The sequence below is a fragment of the Mucilaginibacter corticis genome, from assembly GCF_007558865.1.
In the GTDB taxonomy this organism is placed as follows: domain Bacteria; phylum Bacteroidota; class Bacteroidia; order Sphingobacteriales; family Sphingobacteriaceae; genus Mucilaginibacter; species Mucilaginibacter corticis.
In genome coordinates this window covers 588,214-604,877 of sequence record NZ_VLPK01000001.1, presented here as the reverse complement: position 1 = coordinate 604,877, position 16,664 = coordinate 588,214, and the positions used below count along the sequence as shown (strand labels likewise).

Here is a 16,664-nt window from a genome sequence, read left to right as displayed (position 1 = left end):
CCAAAATCTATTTGCGTTAGTATGAAATATATCAGTTGCGTATTACTTGTATTATTATTTGCTTCATGTAAGAAAACACAGGGTGATATTGAGATAACAGGCACTGCAAATGGCGTAACGTTTGGTAACGTAATTATCAGGGATCAGGCTAATACAAACGTCTTCAGGACCGATATTGAGCGCGGTAAATTTAAAGTAAAGGAATTTTTACAATACTCGGGTTATTATAAATTTCTGTTTGCGTCAAGCGCTACAAAAGGTACTAACCGCGAGGTAGAAGTGTACCTTGAGCCCGGCACTTATACTGTTAATATCGATCAGAAAAAGATCAACGATTATCCAACCATCACCTCATCTTCACAAATACAAACTCAATTGAGCGCGTATTATACTATTATAGATACTATGCGCCACCAGTCGCGCCAAAAGGTGATCTCTATTAATAATAAAATGAAGAGTATTAATGGCGAGGATATTAAAGCAACGTCTGACATAGGTGCCATCAGTAAGCTGCAGGAAGAAGAGCTAAAGGCAAACCAGGTTGATGAGCTGGAAGGTTTTAAAACATTCATGGCCAAATACCCTGATAACGAGGTAGCTGCACACATCATGAAATCATTAGATTACCAGGATGACCCGGTAGCTTATTATCAATTGTTCCAGAAATTTAGCGACGCTGCCAAAAGCAGTGATGATGGCAAGGAACTTGACGAAAAACTACAGCAACTATCAAAACTTGCACCCGGCAGCCCGGCACCTAATATCGATGGAATGACCAACGACGGTAAGTACATCAACTTTAAAGCCATGCACAAAAAGATCATTCTGCTTGATTTTTGGCGCTCAAGCGATGGTACAAGCCGCGATAATCACGAAAAGATCATTACCCAGCTATCACAGTTAAGCGACAAAGGTTTTGGGGTAGTGAGCGTATCTTTCGACACGGATAAAGAAAAATGGTTGTCGGCGGTTTCTGCCGATAAAATGGACTGGCCGCAAATAACCGACTTAAAAGGCGACGACTCTGCCAACGGCCCAACCTGGGGCATTAAAAGCATACCTTCTTATTACTTAATAGATGGCGACGGTAAAATAGTAAGCCGCATTAATGATTTTGCTGATGTACCCGCCGCTGTTGATGACTATTTAAAAAAGCATTAATCAATAGCCATTACTTTATCTTTCAGTACGGCAAAAATGCGGTCGGTTTCAAGGCTGCGGATAGCTACGCGCCCGGTAAATTTACCAAACGAGGGCAATATGCCCTGCTGTTTACCAAATGCGAAACAGGGCAACGTCAAGCTTTGACGGCCCCTGCCTTTTAGGCTGATACCGGGGTGGATATGCCCGCAAAATACATAACCATCAAGCCCGTTCAATTTTTCTTCGCTTTGCGGATGATGCAGCATGATAAATGGCCCTACTGATAGCGATGTGTGTAATTGCACATTTAATTGATGATAGTGATCATCATGCACAATGTCATGGTTTCCCCTTATCAATATGATCTCCAGTTTTGGGAATTGCTGCCGCCACAGCGCAAACCATTCCCAATCGGCATTCATATCGCTATGGAACAGGTCGCCAAGAAAGATGATCTTTTTTGGGCGGTACTCATGGATCAGGTCTGATAATACGGCCAGGTCATCCTGCTCCATATCACGCGGAACGGCAATGCCAGCTTTTCTGAAATGGCCCACTTTGCCCAAATGTACATCAGCAGCAATCAAAGCATTTTCCTGTTGCCAGTAAATAGCCCGTTGTGGTAATAGTAAAAGATCCTGGTTAAATAATGTAAAAGGAGTACCCGCACTGATCGTCATGATGGATGCAAAACTACTAAAAACCTCACCTAAATCCTCTCCAAAGGAGAGGACTTTCGATGCAGATTATAAATCATTTGGTTATTAAGCCCCTCTCTTTTGGAGAGGGGTTGGGGAGATGTCACTGCTCATAAATATGATCCCGCTTCAACAAACTCACATCAGCCGGAGTAATGTCAACAACAGCACGGATATTGTTATTGGTGATGTTTAATTCGTCCATCATGCTTACCATGTCGCTGTAGTTTGATCTGTCGCTGGGTTTTATCAGTACCATCATTTCTTTGCCTTGCTGCTGTTTTATGCGTGCGCTTTGTTCAAATAATGCTTTTCTTATTCCGTCTTTGCCAAAATTGTCAACTGTGGGTTGCGTTAAAGGTTTGTCGGGCATCCCCATATACCATTCCAGTTTGTTTTTGGCACCTAACAGTACCGTCATTGTGCGGCTTTCAGGCACCGGCATAACATCGCCTTTGTCTGGCATGGTAAGGTCCATCGCGGTCGGCCGTTGCAGGGTGGTGGTGAGAATAAAAAAGGTGATCAGCAAAAAAGCCATGTCTACCATAGCTGTCAGATCTACCCGGGTTGATTTTTTGTTGGTTTTAACACGGCCGCTGTTATTGCCAGCGGCGGGTTTGGTTTCTAACTCTGCCATAAATTTAGGTTTTGTGCCGTAAGGCTGGTTAATAATTCAGGTTTTATTTATTAACGCAATATTGTTGCATTTGTTGTGCGCCTATTCAACTTTCTAAAATCATTTTAAGCACAATGTCTGGGTGTGTAACTTCTCTGCTATAAAGTTGTCAAACAAATGCTATCCATCCGGGTGGCTTTTGGTTTAGGGTATCTTTTTATACATTTAGGCAGCGAAATAAAAATCGCTGCTGATCTCTCAATACGCTATTAATATTTATGAAGAAATTTTACTTCTCTATGCTGTTTGCTTTGGCCCTTGTACAGGTTAAGGCACAAGCTCCCGCAGTTGCGCCTGCACCCGCAAAAGGCAATTATCAACTGGCATCCAAATTCTCGGCCGATAAAATAAAGAAAATGGTTTTCTCCACCGCGGTCGACCCGCATTGGTTAAAGCTCACCAACCGGTTTTGGTACGTGTATGAAACCAGCGATATCAAAAGCTGGTACGTGGTTGACCCGGCCATGCATTCGAAAAAACGGATCTTTGATAACGACAAGTTAGCCGCTGCCATCACCCTAATTGTGAAGGACCCCTTTGATGCGCAGCACCTGCCGATAGAGAATTTGAAATTCACCAAGGATGAAAAGTCTGTACAGTTTGAACTGAAGAGCACCATCGACGTAGTAAAGAAAGACCGTAAGGATAAAAAGGCGGCCGACTCGCTCGAAAAAAAGACTTTCTATTTCACGTATAACCTGCAAACCAATAAGCTTACCGAATTAAAGGATTTTAACAAGGTAAAACCAAAACCCAATTGGGCATCTATAGCGCCGGATAGTTCGGCCATTATCTTCTCTAAAGACTTTAACCTGTATTGGATGGATAAAGAGAACTATAAAAAGGCAGTTAAGAACGAAGAAGACAGTACCATTGTCGATCACCAGTTAACTAAAGAGGGCGTGGAGTTTTATGCTTTCGGCAGTTCGCGGGGCGATGATGAGACCAATTTGGACAAAGAAAAAGCCAAAAAGAAAAGGCGGCCGGCGGGGATTTTATGGTCGCCGGATTCGAAGTATTTTGCCATGGAACGGGTGGATGAGCGTAAGGTGAAAGATATGTGGGTGATCAACAGCATCGCCGACCCGCGCCCTACGCTGGAAACCTACAAATACCATTTACCGGGCGAAAAGGAATCGCCGTTAAATGAAATGTGGCTGTTTGACTTTGGCGCCAAAACTTATAAGAAATTAAACACTGCTTTATTTAAAGATGAGGACCTGGGTATCTGGCGCGCGCCAAGCCTGCAAAAGAATCGTGACGACGAGTTTACGCCATCGGTATGGCTAGGTACCAACAGCAAATTCTATTTCTACCGTACCGCGCGTGATTTAAAACGCATTGATGTATGCAGTGTCGACATTAATACAGGCAACGTAAAAGTGCAGGCCCAGGAGCGCATGAATACTTATGTGGAGATAGCCACACCGGGCCTGATCAACGGAGGCAAGGAACTGGTTGAGTGGAGCGAGCGCGACGGCTGGGCGCATTTTTATTTATATGACGATGCAGGTAATTTAAAGAACCAGATCACATCGGGCTCTTTCCATTGCGATGATATTGTGAAGATAGACGAAAAGAGCCGGGTGCTGTACTTTACCGCGTCGGGCCGTGAGCCGGGCGAGAACCCATACTACGTACACCTGTACCGCATTAATTTAGATGGCAGCGGATTGAAACTATTAGATCCCGGTGCGTTTAACCATAGCGCCAGTTTGAATGATAACCCAAGCTATTTTGTCGACAACTTTTCGAGGGTTAATACCGCGCCTAAATCGATTTTGTATGACAATATGGGCCGCAAAATTATGGACCTGGAAACAGCCGATTTGTCACGCTTAATGGCTGCAGGGTATAAATTCCCTGAGCCGTTTAAGATCAAGGCTGATGATGGTATTACCGATCTGTATGGCGTAATGTATAAGCCATTTGATTTTGACGCTACCCGCAAATATCCCATTATTGAGTACGTGTATCCCGGCCCGCAAACCGAGGCTATCAACGCGTCGTTCACCTCAAGCATGAACTATGTTGACCGCCTGGCGCAATTAGGTTTTATTGTGGTGAGCGTAGGTAACCGTGGCGGCAGCCCCGAGCGTTCAAAATGGTACCATAACTATGGTTACGGCAACCTGCGTGATTACGGCTTGGCCGACAAAAAAGCCGCTGTAGAACAACTGGCCGACCGCTTTAGCTTTATCGATATTACCAGGGTGGGTATTACGGGCCACTCGGGTGGTGGTTTTATGAGCTGCGCGGCTATGCTGGTGTACCCTGATTTCTTTAAAGTGGCAGTATCCGAATCGGGCAACCATGATAACAGCGTGTATAACCGCTGGTGGAGCGAAAAACATAACGGGGTTAAAGAGGTAGTGACCGCCAAAGGCGATACCACCTTCCAATACACGATTGACAAGAACCCCGACATCGCCAAAAACCTGAAAGGTAATTTAATGCTGTCTACTGGCGATATTGATAACAATGTGAACCCGGCCAATACCATCCGTGTGATCAACGCGCTGATAAAGGCCAATAAACGTTTTGACTATGTGCTGTTACCGGGCCAAAGACATGCCTACGGCGATATGACCGAATACTTCTTTTGGCGCAAGGCCGATTACTTTGTACAACACCTTTTAGGCGACTACTCGCAACCTGTTGATATCCTTGAAATGGACCGCGAGATAGAAATGAACGGCAAACGGAAATAATACGCTGTAGAGACGCAATACTTTGCGTCTCTATCAACGCGTTCTGGAGGGTGTTTAAAAAATTTGTAGAGACACAATACTTTGTGTCTCTTTGTGTTTTATTACAATGCCGATGCCGAAGCAATTGTTGATCATCATTCCATGTTATAATGAGCAGGCATCATTACCGGCTTTACTGGCAAACGTGGGTAGCTTGCAAATCCCGGGCTATGAGCTTACCCCGCTGGTGGTTAATGATTGCTCAACAGACAATACTTACGCGGTTGCCAAACAACATGGCGCAAAGGTGCTTGATCTGCCTATTAACCTGGGCATTGGCGGCGCGGTGCAAAGTGGCTTGTTATACGCCGGGCAATATCATTTTGACTTTGCAGTACAAATGGACGGCGACGGGCAGCATCCTCCAAAAGAATTGATCAAACTACTGGCCCATAATGAGGCTACAGGCGCTAACCTGGTTATCGGCTCAAGGTTTATTGAGAAGGAGGGCTTTCAGTCGTCATTTACCCGCAGGCTGGGTATCGGTTATTTCTACTGGCTAACCAGGATATTGACCGGCGTTCATGTTTTTGACAGCACATCCGGCTTTCGTTTGTTTGATAAAAAGGCAATTGAACTGGCTACCGGCTATTACCCCGACGAATATCCCGAACCCGAATCGCTGGTACATTTCTCAAAGGCCGGTTTGCGCATCAGCGAAACTCCGGTAATAATGGCCGGCCGCATGGGTGGTCAATCATCTATCAGAAATTTTGCTTCTTTGTATTATTGTATAAAAGTTACCCTCGCGATGCTTTTTTCAGCGATACGTAAAACCCAATAGCTATGGCCCGGATCCAAATCATCACCATCATTATCAGTTTGCTGTTCCTGCTTTATATTTCAAGGCTGATCATAAAAGGCAAACTGCGCGAAGAGTACTCAATTGTTTGGTGCGTTTGTACGCTGATACTGGTGATCTTCTCCTTTTGGCGCAGCGGATTAGAGGTAATGTCAAAGCTCTTCGGCGTTTACGAAGCGCCTAACCTGGTATTTACAGCCTGCATCTTCGTTATACTGATCTACCTGCTGCATTTAAGCATAGTAGCCTCAAAACTGCACAAGCAAAATAAGCAAATGGCGCAGGATATCGCTTTGCTGAAAGAAAAGGTTTATAGTGAGGATAAGCAGATAGAGAATTAATTTAACATCCTATACTCCTGCGGTGTATGCCCCACGCGCTGTTTAAACAGGCGTGTAAAATGCTGCGGATATTTAAAGCCCAGCTCATACGCCACTTCGCTTACTGATTTATTGGGATCGAAGATCTTTTCTTTGGCGGTATCTATCAGTTTCGACTGGATATATTCCTGTGCCGATTTGCCGGTTTCTTTTTTGATCAGGTCGCCAAAATAATTGGCAGACAGGTTTAGTTCATCGGCACAATAACCAACCGACGGCAGCCCCAGGGTTTGCGGCCTGTCAGATTGGAAATAGTCATTCAGCAAGGTTTCAAAGCGCTCGATAGCCCCTTTATGCGGAATTTCGCGGGTGATAAATTGCCTGTCGTAAAAGCGGGTGCAATAATTCAGGAACAGCTCAATGTTTGAGATGATGAGCGTTTTACTGTGTTTATCAATAGCGTGCTGCAATTCAAACTCTATCTTATCAAAACAATCAAAGATGATCTTTCGCTCGGTTTCTGACAGGTGCAGCGCCTCATGAACATCGTACGAGAAGAAGCTATAATCCTGGATATGTTTACCTAACGATGTGCCGCGGATCAGGTCGGGATGAAACACCAATACCCTGCCTTTCGGCTGGAATTGTTTGCCGTCGCCTTCGCCGCCAAGTAGTTGGCCCGGTGCTACAAAAACCAGCGTGCCTTCTTCGTAATCGTAATAGTTGCAACCATAGCGCAGGTCGCCGCATTTAATGTCCTTTAAAAACACGGTATAAAAACCAAAGCGATAACGGCCTTGCGTACGCGGCAATGCTTTTGACAGGTCTACCACGTTAACCAGCGGGTGCATCGTGGTAGTATTATTAAAGGCACTGTACTGGCTGATGGTATCAAAGCTGATGAAATTTTCCATATGCTGGGTTATTTGCTGATCAAAGATAGGGCATAAACCGGCTTGTTTTATGGGTGCGGAAGCGCATCAGTAATTATGGTAGGGAATACCGTAATCTGTATAAGCCTTAAATAAAAAACAGGCCGCACCTTTGTGCTGTTCATTAATACACATCTGCCAAATAATTAAAATACTGACATGGAAAAAAGAAAATTAGGAAATAGCGGGCTTGAGGTATCGGCCCTGGGTTTAGGTTGCATGGGTTTAAATTTCTCGTACGGGCAGCCGATGGAGAAAAAAGATGCCATTGCCTTATTACGTGCAGCGGTTGAAAAAGGCGTTACCTTTTTTGATACAGCAGAAGCATACGGCCCTTATACCAACGAAGAAATTGTAGGCGAAGCGCTTGCCCCGTTCAGAAATGAGGTAGTTATTGCCACCAAATTTGGATTTAACTTTCAGGATGGAAAAATTGCCGGCGTAAACAGCCAGCCCGCGCATATCAGAGAGGTGGTTGAGGCATCGCTTAAAAGACTGAATATTGAAACTATAGACCTGCTGTACCAGCACCGGGTCGACCCCAATACCCCTATTGAAGATGTAGCCGGCACGGTGAAGGACCTGATCGCCGAAGGCAAAGTAAAACATTTCGGTATGTCAGAAGCGGGCGCGCAAACTATCCGTAAGGCGCATGCCGTGCAACCGGTAACCGCCCTGCAAAGCGAATATTCGTTATGGACAAGAAAGCCCGAAGAAACCGTATTGCCAACGCTTGAAGAACTGGGTATCGGTTTTGTGCCGTTTAGTCCGCTGGGCAGGGGCTTCTTAACAGGAGCTATCAGCGCCGACGCTAAATTTGACAGCCATGATTTTCGCACCCATAACCCGCGTTTCCAACCGGAAGCTTTGAAGGCTAACCAGGCTTTGGTTGAATTGCTGGGTAAGTTTGCTGCCGAAAAAGATGCCACACCGGCGCAGATCGCCCTGGCCTGGCTGCTGGCTCAAAAGCCATGGATAGTGCCTATTCCGGGTACCAAAAAACTGTCGCGGCTTGAAGAAAACATAGGCGCGGTAAATGTTGAATTAACAGCAGACGATCTGCAAAAAATTGATAAGGCCGCGGCCGAAATAAAGATCCTTGGTGACAGGTATCCTGAAACACAGGAAAAAATGACCGGCATATAAAGCAAACACATATGAATAATATAGAAGGAAAAGTAGTAGTAATTACCGGCGCCAGCAGCGGCCTGGGCGAAGCTGCCGCCAAATTATTATCAGAACAAGGCGCTACCGTAGTATTAGGTGCCAGGCGTGCTGACCGCATCGAGGCATTGGCTGATACCCTTAAAGCCAGTGGCGCTAAAGCTTTGGCTATCGCCACCGACGTAACCGATGCCCAACAGGTAAAAGCACTGGTTGACGCGGCCGTTAAAGAATTTGGTCGTATAGATGTGATCATTAATAATGCCGGGTTGATGCCCCATTCGTTACTTGAACGCATGCGCATTGAGGATTGGGACCGCATGATAGATGTAAACATTAAAGGCGTGTTGTACGGCATTGCTGCTGCGTTACCTTACATGAAAGAGCAAAAGTCAGGGCAGATCATTAATGTATCATCCGTAGCGGGGCATAAGGTGCGCGCGGGCGGGGCGGTGTATTCGGCTACCAAGCATGCGGTGCGTGTGATCTCGGAGGGCTTGCGAATGGAGGTTAAGCCTTATAATATCCGCGCCACCATTATTTCGCCCGGCGCGGTTGAAAGCGAATTGCCCAATAGTGTAACCGACAAGGATATGGCAGATAATATTAAAAAGTTTTACGACCAGGTTGCCATCCCCACAGCTTCATTTGCTCGTATGGTAAGCTTTGCCATGAGCCAGCCCGAAGATGTGGATATTAATGAAATACTGTTCAGACCTACGGCGCAGGAGTTGTAATTTCTCTTAACACACTTTGTCATCCTGAGCATGGCGAAGGATCTTATACGCTTTGCCCTAAAGCTTGATAGGATTCTTCTTAATGCCGGCGCAAGTATGCAGCGACGGCATTAGCAGGGAGTACTTGTGCCTTTTGTATAATTTGAAGGCACAAGTAGCCTTTGCCCGCTTGGCTGCCCGACATACTTGCGCCGGCATATATAAATAGATATAACAATCGCATTTTGTACATTTGCACCATGCGCTTGCTTTGTTTCATTCTGTCTGTTTACGTCATCGTGCTTACTGTTAAGCCGTGTTGCGCAGATGATTGCCGTACAGAACAGGCTACAAAAACAGAACAAGCCGGCAAACTGCCCTCCAAAAGTAAAGAGTGCCCAGGTTGCTCACCATTTTTTACCTGCGGTACCTGCGTGGGTTTTGTGGTAGCTAAACCTCTTTCGCTTGATCTCAAATTGATTGCCGAAAGCCCCGCAAAAATTTATGCCGATTACCAACAGCCGCATGTTACGCATGTGCCGCTTTCTATCTGGCAGCCCCCTCAATTAAGTTAATACCCTTTACAGCTTAGGCTGATGTTTTGTATTAACTTTAATTACCATAAATTCATGAAAAAAACGTTCGTGCTTTTAACAGTACTGCTTTATAGTGCAATAGCCTATACGCAAAATACTTTTAAAGCGATAATAAAAGACAGCAAGACCGGCGAAACCCTGATCGGCGCAACCGTATCCGTTCAGGGTACAAACATGGGTGCAGTTGCAGACACCGCAGGCATGGTTACCCTGTTTAAAATCCCCGATGGCAAACAGATTATTAAATACAGCTATATAGGTTATGAAACCCGGCTGGATACGGTAATATTTCCGCTTACACAAAGTGGCCCTGAATTTATCATGCTTAATGCCGTTGGAAAAGGTGATGGGGCGGAACTTGACGCTGTAGTTGTTAGCGCCACACGCAGCAGCCGTACAATAACCAACACGCCTACCCGTGTTGAGGTTATTACCGGCGATGAACTCGACGAAAAAGGCAACATGAAACCCGGGGACATCCGCATGATGCTGGCCGAAAGCACCGGGATCCAGACACAGCAAACCTCGGCCACCAGCGGCAATTCAAGTATCCGCATACAGGGGCTTGATGGCAAGTACACACAGATCATCCGTGATGGCTTCCCCTTGTATTCGGGATTTTCGGGCGGCCTGGGTTTGCTGCAAATTGCCCCGCTTGACCTGAAACAGGTAGAAGTAATTAAAGGCTCGTCTTCTACGCTGTATGGCGGCGGGGCAATTGCGGGACTGGTTAACCTGGTTTCTAAAACGCCGGAAGATGAACGCCACCTGGATTTTTTGTTAAACGGCACGTCTGCCCTGGGGCTGGATGCAACCGGTTTTTACTCGCAGAAATTTAAAAAGCTGGGCATCACCTTGTATGGCGGCTATAATCATGGTACACCTTATGATCCGTCAAATATCGGCCTGTCTGCCATCCCGAGGTACAATCGATATACGTTAAACCCCAAACTGTTCTTTTATTTAAGTGACAAGACAACGTTAATAACCGGTATTAATTCAACTATAGAAAACAGAATAGGCGGTGATATGCAATACCTGAAAGGTAACGGCGGCGCGCAGCATTCCTACTACGAATTGAATAAAACCGGGCGTTATAGTTCGCAGGTTGAGCTCGATCATAAATTTAACGCGAAGGAAAAGCTGACCCTGAAAAATAGTGTAAGCTATTTCGACCGCAGTATCAATTTGCCCGATTATCGCTTTTCAGGTAAACAAACCTCAACCTACAGCGAAGCCAATTATGCATACAATGGTGAAAATACCGACTGGGTGGCAGGCATTAATTATTTAACAGATCATTTTAATGAAGACCGGAACAGCAGTTTCCCGCTGCGCAGTTATGATTACCATACCGTAGGCGGTTTTGTGCAGAATACTTGGAACGCTACAAATAAGCTGATCCTTGAATCGGGCCTGCGGCTTGACCATCATAACGAGTACGGCACTTTTGTACTGCCGCGCATATCCGGCCTTTATAAGATCAATAGCCATTTATCTACCCGTTTAGGCGGTGGCCTGGGCTATAAGGCGCCGACGGTATTTACCGAGGACGCGGAACGTATTGAGTTTAGAAATGTATTGCCAATTGATGTTGCAAATACAAAAGCAGAACGATCATACGGGGCAAATTATGACCTGAATTACCGAACCGGTTTATTTAACGGGCTGGTTGGTTTTAGCATTAACCAGTTGTTTTTTTATACCCGGATAGAAAACCCGATACTGCTTACCACGCTTAATAACGGCAACCTGCAATACCTGCAGCCCGGCGGCGACCTGAACACTAAAGGAATGGAGACAAACATCAAATTAACCTATGACGATTTTAAATTGTTCCTGGGATATACCCTGGCTGATGTATCGCAGCACGTTAATAATGTGATCAGCGCGTACCAATTGGTATCAAAAAACAGGCTGAACAACGTACTGGTTTACGAGGTAGAGGATAAATTTAAAATAGGTGCCGAAGCTTACTATTTCAGCCCGCAAAAGTTAAATGATGGCACAACCGGCCGTGGCTATTGGCTGGCAGGCCTGATGGCCGAAAAGATCTGGGAGAGGTTTTCGATCTTCATCAACTTTGAAAATTTAACCGATACCAGGCAAACCAAATTCGGCCCGATATATACAGGCGACATCACCAACCCCGAGTTTAAGGACATCTACGCGCCACTGGATGGGTTTGTAGTTAACGGCGGGATAAAGATCAGATTGTAGAATAGAAATAGATTAAAGGGATTCGTGAATTTGCGAGTCCCTTTTAATCCTTCACTGCATCCACAATCAACGAAGTATAACCCAACTTTCCATCCTGGTTTCTTGGGTCAAACCGGCGTGAGCGGTGGATCATACCGCCGTCAAGTGTCCAGTCGGTGTAGTTAAATTTGCCGTTCTCGTCCCAATATTCCAATAGCTCCACCCTGAAACCTGCTTTTTCAAGCCGGCTTTTCATTACGTCGTAGGTGTAGAGTATTTTATGATCATCAGCACCCACACCGGTACCGCCGACGCGTACCCATTCAATGTATTCTTTATCGGGGTTGTTGCCGTCGGGCACAGCAATTCTCAGGCGGCCGCCTTTTTGAAGCCAGTCGTAACAGTTTTGGTTTGACAGGCGGGTTTCTTCGTCGGGGATGTGCTCCCAAACGTGCTCGGCCAGGATATTGGTAAGTCGTTGATCGCCAAACAGGCGTTGCCAGTCTGACGCTTTGCTGGCATCCAGCGCGTCGTATTCAGACAATATCCATTCTTTCCCCAACTTTATTTTAGATGAGCCAATAGTCAGCTTTCTTTTCTTCAATACATGAAAGTTAAACCTGATCTCTAACGATCCTATCAATCTCAATAAAATATGCTTTATCATACGGGAAAATCCTGTTTACGCGGTTGTTTTTTAAAGGGTCAATTATAGGCATTTTATTGCCCTTTTAAAAACCGGTAAAGGGTTGATCTCCCTTTTATAAAAATCTCATTTTTTATCCGCGCATTAATTGCTACATTTGGGCTCGACAAAAACGGAAATGGTGTCTTCCGATTTAACCGCCTTAAAAAGCTGATGGCGCCTACAAAAAACTAATTAATTAGCAGTATTTGCTGCGCTTATTTTTTTGTAGGATATATCATGAAAAACAAATTCTTCAACACATCTCATTTAGCAACTTTAAAACACCTTATCCGCTGGACGGCTATTACCGTGCCTATTGCCTTTGTGATTGGTTGTATGATCACGCTGTTTTTATGGCTGTTAAACCTGGCCATTAACTTCAGGTTTGCTCACCAGTACGTGCTTTATTTTTTACCGTTAGCGGGTATTGCTATTTACTTTGCCTACAAATGGTGGGGTACAACAGCCGCCAAAGGCAATAACCTCATTATGGACGAGATCCATAACCCCGGTGGTGGTGTGCCTAAAAGCATGGCCCCGCTTATCCTGATCTCGACGGTGGTTACCCAATTGTTTGGCGGCTCGGTAGGGCGCGAGGGTACGGCTGTGCAAATTGGCGGCAGTATTGCCCAGATGTTCAGCAAGTGGTTCAAATTAAATGATAATGATAACCGGGTACTGCTTACCGCGGGTATTGCGGCGGGCTTTGGCGCTGTATTCGGTACGCCGTTAACCGGTGCCATATTTGCCATGGAAGTTTTAACCATCGGCCGCATTCAATATACGGCGCTGGTGCCCTGCCTGGTCGCGGCTATTGTTGGTGACGTTACCGTATTGGCCTGGGGTGTACACCACGAAACTTATCACATCGCTATTGTCCCTGCCGGAAGCAGCATATTATCTGTTTATTTACCGCTTGATATTTTGTTGCTGGCTAAGGTTATTGTAGCGTCCATAGCTTTTGGGTTAACCAGCTATCTGTTTGCCGAAGCTGTACACGGTGTAAAAACGGTATTTAATAGCCTGGTATCAAAAAAATGGCTTATCCCGTTCATCGGTGGCCTTATTGTAATAGGTTTAACATTGATCATTGGCAAGCCGGATTACTTGGGCCTGGGCGTTAAGCCGCCATACCCCGGTGCTGTAACTATATCTTCTTCATTTAACCCGGGCGGCGCACATCCCCTAAGCTGGCTATGGAAAACGGTTTACACTACCATCACACTCGGCACCGGTTTTAAAGGGGGCGAAGTGACGCCGCTGTTTTATATTGGCTCAACTTTGGGCAATACCTTATCTGGTTTAATGAATGCCCCGGTAAGTTTGTTTGCCGCACTGGGCTTCATTGCAGTTTTCGCGGGTGCTACCAATACACCGCTGGCCAGTACCGTAATGGGGGTAGAGCTTTTTGGCAGCGAGTATGCTTTGTTCTTCGCGGTGGCATGTTTTACCGCTTACTTTTTCAGTGGTGAATCGGGCATTTACAGTTCGCAACGCATTGCCGTACCCAAGATCTTTGATGATGAATCTTCAGCAGAAAGTATAGCGGAAGCCGAGCAGCGCAGGCAGAAACAAAGGCGCAGCAGGATGGCTAAATATCGTATCCGCAGTAAAAAATAGGTTTTGCCACGCCGTAATTGCTTTTTTACATAAGCCTTGCATTAAATTAGTATAATTGCACGTTAGTGTATTAATTTTACAAATTGTGACGGCGGTCATGTCCCGTCTGTAAACCCTGCTGTATCTTTATTAAAAATTTACCATGATTGCCTTTATTATTATCAATGTGATTTTTTGCCTGTCGTTCCTGGTATTTGCCTACCTGAATTTGAATGATATTGACTGGTATTTATGGGTGCCGATATACGTAGCAGTAGCGGCTTGCTGCGGACTGGCTTGTTTTGGCATGTACTATCCTAATGTATACCTTGGGCTTACTGCCTTTTATTTGATTTACGCGGTTAAGCTTTTCTTTGAGAAAGATGGCGTTAAGGATTGGATAGTTAAATACCGTACCCCAAGCCTGGTTGAAACCATGCAGGCCGAAAAGCCTTTTATTGAAAATACCCGCGAGTTTTTTGGTTTGCTGATCATATCCGCAGCATTGATCATTGATTATTTTGTGGTGATGCATATTTAATACAAAGTGGAAGAGATCAGATCGATATTAAAAGAAATTATAAGGGCCAATACCACGCCTGATGTTTTTGCCTGGCTGGAAGAAAAACGTCCGCTAAATACCGCCTTTGTATTACTGCCCCGCAAAACAGGTAAGGCTACTATCAACATTACTGCCGAACAAAACGTGCAAATAAGCGCCGCCATACCGGGTTTTACGGTTGACGGCTGGAGCATAGACCGTTTGGGCCGTGCTTACCTGTTGCTAAATGTTGACGCAACAGATAAAGACGAATACTTCCGGGTTATTGAAGCGCTGTTTTTGGCTGCCGAAATGGGCGAGCTAGTAGCTTTATATTCTGCATTGCCGTTACTTTCTTACCCGGAGATCTGGGTGAAAAGATGTTCTGAAGGGATCCGCAGTAATATTGGTAGCGTGCTGGAGGCCATTATGTACCACAACCCTTACCCTGCGCAAAACCTGGATCAAAGTGCTTGGAACCAACTGGTGCTGAAAGCGTTTTTTACCGATAAGCAGATCGGCAAGATAACGGGTATTGATACCCGTGCCAATAAAGAGCTGGCTTACATATTGAGCGATTACGCGCACGAGCGCTGGGCCGCGAAACGCGAGGTGAACCCTAATTTATGGCGATTGGTTGGTCCGTTTATTGACGATAAACTGTTTGAAGACATTCAACGCCTGTTTGACGATGGTACGCTTGTCGACCGTAAGGCCGGCGCGCTGGCCATCAGCCAATCGACTTACCCGCCTGCAAAAGAATTAGTGAATAAATACCCCGAGCTGGTAACAGCTATAGATAGTCAAAAATTAAGCTGGGATACTTTAACCGGCCAATAAATACAGAAAAGATATGTGTTGTACCCATTCGTTTGAAGAAGTAAAGAACGAGCCGCTTTCGCCGGCTGTTAGCCTGGATGGCATAAAAGGCATGAAGTTTTTTGACCCGCATGTGCACATGACATCGCGCACGACGGACGATTACCAGGCCATGGCCGATGCCGGTGTGGTAGCGCTGATAGAGCCTGCCTTTTGGCTGGGGCAGCCGCGTACGGGTATAGATAGTTTTCGCGATTATTACAGCAGTTTGATTGGCTGGGAGCGTTTCCGCTCGTCGCAATTTGGTATCAAGCACTATTGCACTATTGGCTTAAACTCCCGCGAAGCGAACAATGAAGCTTTAGCCGAACAAGTAATGGAGATACTGCCGCTGTTTGTTTACAAGGAAGGGGTGGTAGGTATAGGCGAAATAGGCTTTGACGATCAGACCGCCGCCGAAGAAAAATATTATCGCCTGCAATTAGAGCTGGCAAAAGAATCGGGACTGCCGGTGCAGATCCATACCCCGCACCGCGACAAAAAAGGCGGCACCAAACGGAGCATGGATATTGCCATAGAGCATGGCCTCGACCCTTATAAAGTGATCGTAGATCATAACAATGAAGAAACTGTAAAAGAGGTGTTAGACCGTGGCTTCTGGGCCGCGTTTACCATCTATCCGTTCACCAAAATGGGTAATGAGCGTATGGTAGAGATCGCCAAACAATATGGTTCGGAGCGGATTATGGTAAACTCGGCTGCCGACTGGGGTATCAGCGACCCGCTGGCTGTGCCAAAAACTGCCGCGTTGATGAAGATCCGCGGTATAAGCGACGCAGATATCGAACTGATCACTTACCGTAATACCATCACCGCTTTTGCGCAAAGCGGACAAATAGATGAAGCAGATTTTGCGTCGGTTAGCAATACTATAGATCAAAGCCAGAAATTTGAAGGCAATACCATTTTACGTGGTGGCCAGCAACCACGGGTAGATAAATCATCTATTATCATCAGCTAA

At 45.6% G+C, this 16,664-nt stretch carries 16 protein-coding genes and 1 riboswitch; of the genes, 12 read left to right on the top strand and 4 right to left on the bottom strand.

Features of this window, described 5'->3' with window-relative positions:
- Positions 1–21: 21 nt before the first annotated feature.
- Positions 22–1,161: a TlpA family protein disulfide reductase gene (locus tag FO440_RS02610; RefSeq protein WP_144246663.1), complete on the top strand. Its 1,140-nt coding sequence runs from the start codon at positions 22–24 to the stop codon at positions 1,159–1,161.
- Here FO440_RS02610 and pdeM read toward each other — a convergent pair.
- Together pdeM and FO440_RS02600 are read right to left on the bottom strand one after the other, a co-directional pair.
- Entirely contained in the window at positions 1,158–1,823 is a 666-nt protein-coding gene (gene pdeM, locus FO440_RS02605; protein WP_144246662.1) for a ligase-associated DNA damage response endonuclease PdeM, read from the bottom strand. The genes FO440_RS02610 and pdeM overlap by 4 nt on opposite strands.
- Before the next feature lie 121 nt (positions 1,824–1,944).
- A complete protein-coding gene (locus FO440_RS02600; protein ID WP_144246661.1) occupies positions 1,945–2,478 on the bottom strand; it encodes an ExbD/TolR family protein in 534 nt (177 codons plus the stop codon).
- A 257-nt stretch (positions 2,479–2,735) separates the two neighbouring features.
- Here FO440_RS02600 and FO440_RS02595 point away from each other — a divergent pair, with 257 nt between their 5' ends.
- The 3 genes from FO440_RS02595 (at position 2,736) to FO440_RS02585 (ending at position 6,410) form a co-directional block, all read left to right on the top strand.
- A complete protein-coding gene (locus FO440_RS02595) occupies positions 2,736–5,228 on the top strand; it encodes a S9 family peptidase (RefSeq protein WP_144246660.1) in 2,493 nt (830 codons plus the stop codon).
- Positions 5,229–5,340: 112 nt separating this feature from the next.
- The gene (locus tag FO440_RS02590) at positions 5,341–6,051 is read left to right on the top strand and encodes a glycosyltransferase family 2 protein (protein WP_144246659.1); all 711 of its coding nucleotides are present in this window, start codon (positions 5,341–5,343) and stop codon (positions 6,049–6,051) included.
- Between the two features lie 2 nt (positions 6,052–6,053).
- Positions 6,054–6,410 carry a DUF2304 domain-containing protein gene (locus FO440_RS02585; protein ID WP_144246658.1) on the top strand — a complete coding sequence of 119 codons (357 nt, stop codon included), beginning with the start codon at positions 6,054–6,056 and terminating at the stop codon, positions 6,408–6,410.
- Here FO440_RS02585 and FO440_RS02580 read toward each other — a convergent pair.
- The gene (locus tag FO440_RS02580; protein WP_144246657.1) at positions 6,407–7,303 is read right to left on the bottom strand and encodes a helix-turn-helix domain-containing protein; all 897 of its coding nucleotides are present in this window, start codon (positions 7,301–7,303) and stop codon (positions 6,407–6,409) included. The two genes, FO440_RS02585 and FO440_RS02580, sit on opposite strands and share 4 nt — an antisense overlap.
- Before the next feature lie 177 nt (positions 7,304–7,480).
- On the opposite strand from FO440_RS02580, the gene FO440_RS02575 reads away from it, so the two are divergent.
- From FO440_RS02575 to FO440_RS02560, 4 genes are all read left to right on the top strand, one after another.
- Complete coding sequence (locus tag FO440_RS02575) at positions 7,481–8,467, top strand: aldo/keto reductase (RefSeq protein WP_144246656.1); 987 nt, start codon at positions 7,481–7,483, stop codon at positions 8,465–8,467.
- 11 nt (positions 8,468–8,478) lie between these two features.
- Complete coding sequence (locus FO440_RS02570; protein ID WP_144246655.1) at positions 8,479–9,222, top strand: SDR family oxidoreductase; 744 nt, start codon at positions 8,479–8,481, stop codon at positions 9,220–9,222.
- A gap of 239 nt (positions 9,223–9,461) precedes the next feature.
- Positions 9,462–9,776, top strand: a complete 315-nt coding sequence (locus FO440_RS02565; protein WP_144246654.1) for a DUF6660 family protein — start codon at positions 9,462–9,464, stop codon at positions 9,774–9,776.
- Positions 9,777–9,830: 54 nt separating this feature from the next.
- Positions 9,831–12,017, top strand: a complete 2,187-nt coding sequence (locus FO440_RS02560) for a TonB-dependent receptor (protein ID WP_144246653.1) — start codon at positions 9,831–9,833, stop codon at positions 12,015–12,017.
- Positions 12,018–12,060: 43 nt separating this feature from the next.
- Here FO440_RS02560 and FO440_RS02555 read toward each other — a convergent pair whose 3' ends face one another.
- Positions 12,061–12,663, bottom strand: coding sequence for a class I SAM-dependent methyltransferase (locus FO440_RS02555; RefSeq protein ID WP_144246652.1), 603 nt, complete (start codon positions 12,661–12,663; stop codon positions 12,061–12,063).
- Positions 12,664–12,807: 144 nt separating this feature from the next.
- Positions 12,808–12,872, top strand: a riboswitch (Fluoride riboswitch).
- A 49-nt stretch (positions 12,873–12,921) separates the two neighbouring features.
- Between FO440_RS02555 and FO440_RS02550 the strand changes: the two genes are divergently transcribed.
- The 4 genes from FO440_RS02550 to FO440_RS02535 all read left to right on the top strand — a co-directional run bounded on the left by FO440_RS02550 (position 12,922) and on the right by FO440_RS02535 (position 16,664).
- Complete coding sequence (locus tag FO440_RS02550) at positions 12,922–14,304, top strand: voltage-gated chloride channel family protein (protein ID WP_144246651.1); 1,383 nt, start codon at positions 12,922–12,924, stop codon at positions 14,302–14,304.
- A gap of 142 nt (positions 14,305–14,446) precedes the next feature.
- Positions 14,447–14,824 (top strand): transmembrane 220 family protein, encoded by a 378-nt coding sequence (locus FO440_RS02545; protein ID WP_246104159.1) that lies wholly within the window; start codon positions 14,447–14,449, stop codon positions 14,822–14,824.
- 6 nt (positions 14,825–14,830) lie between these two features.
- Positions 14,831–15,664, top strand: coding sequence for an EboA domain-containing protein (locus FO440_RS02540; protein ID WP_186292552.1), 834 nt, complete (start codon positions 14,831–14,833; stop codon positions 15,662–15,664).
- Positions 15,665–15,677: 13 nt separating this feature from the next.
- On the top strand, positions 15,678–16,664 hold the full coding sequence (locus FO440_RS02535) for a TatD family hydrolase (RefSeq protein WP_144246650.1): 987 nt from the start codon (positions 15,678–15,680) through the stop codon (positions 16,662–16,664).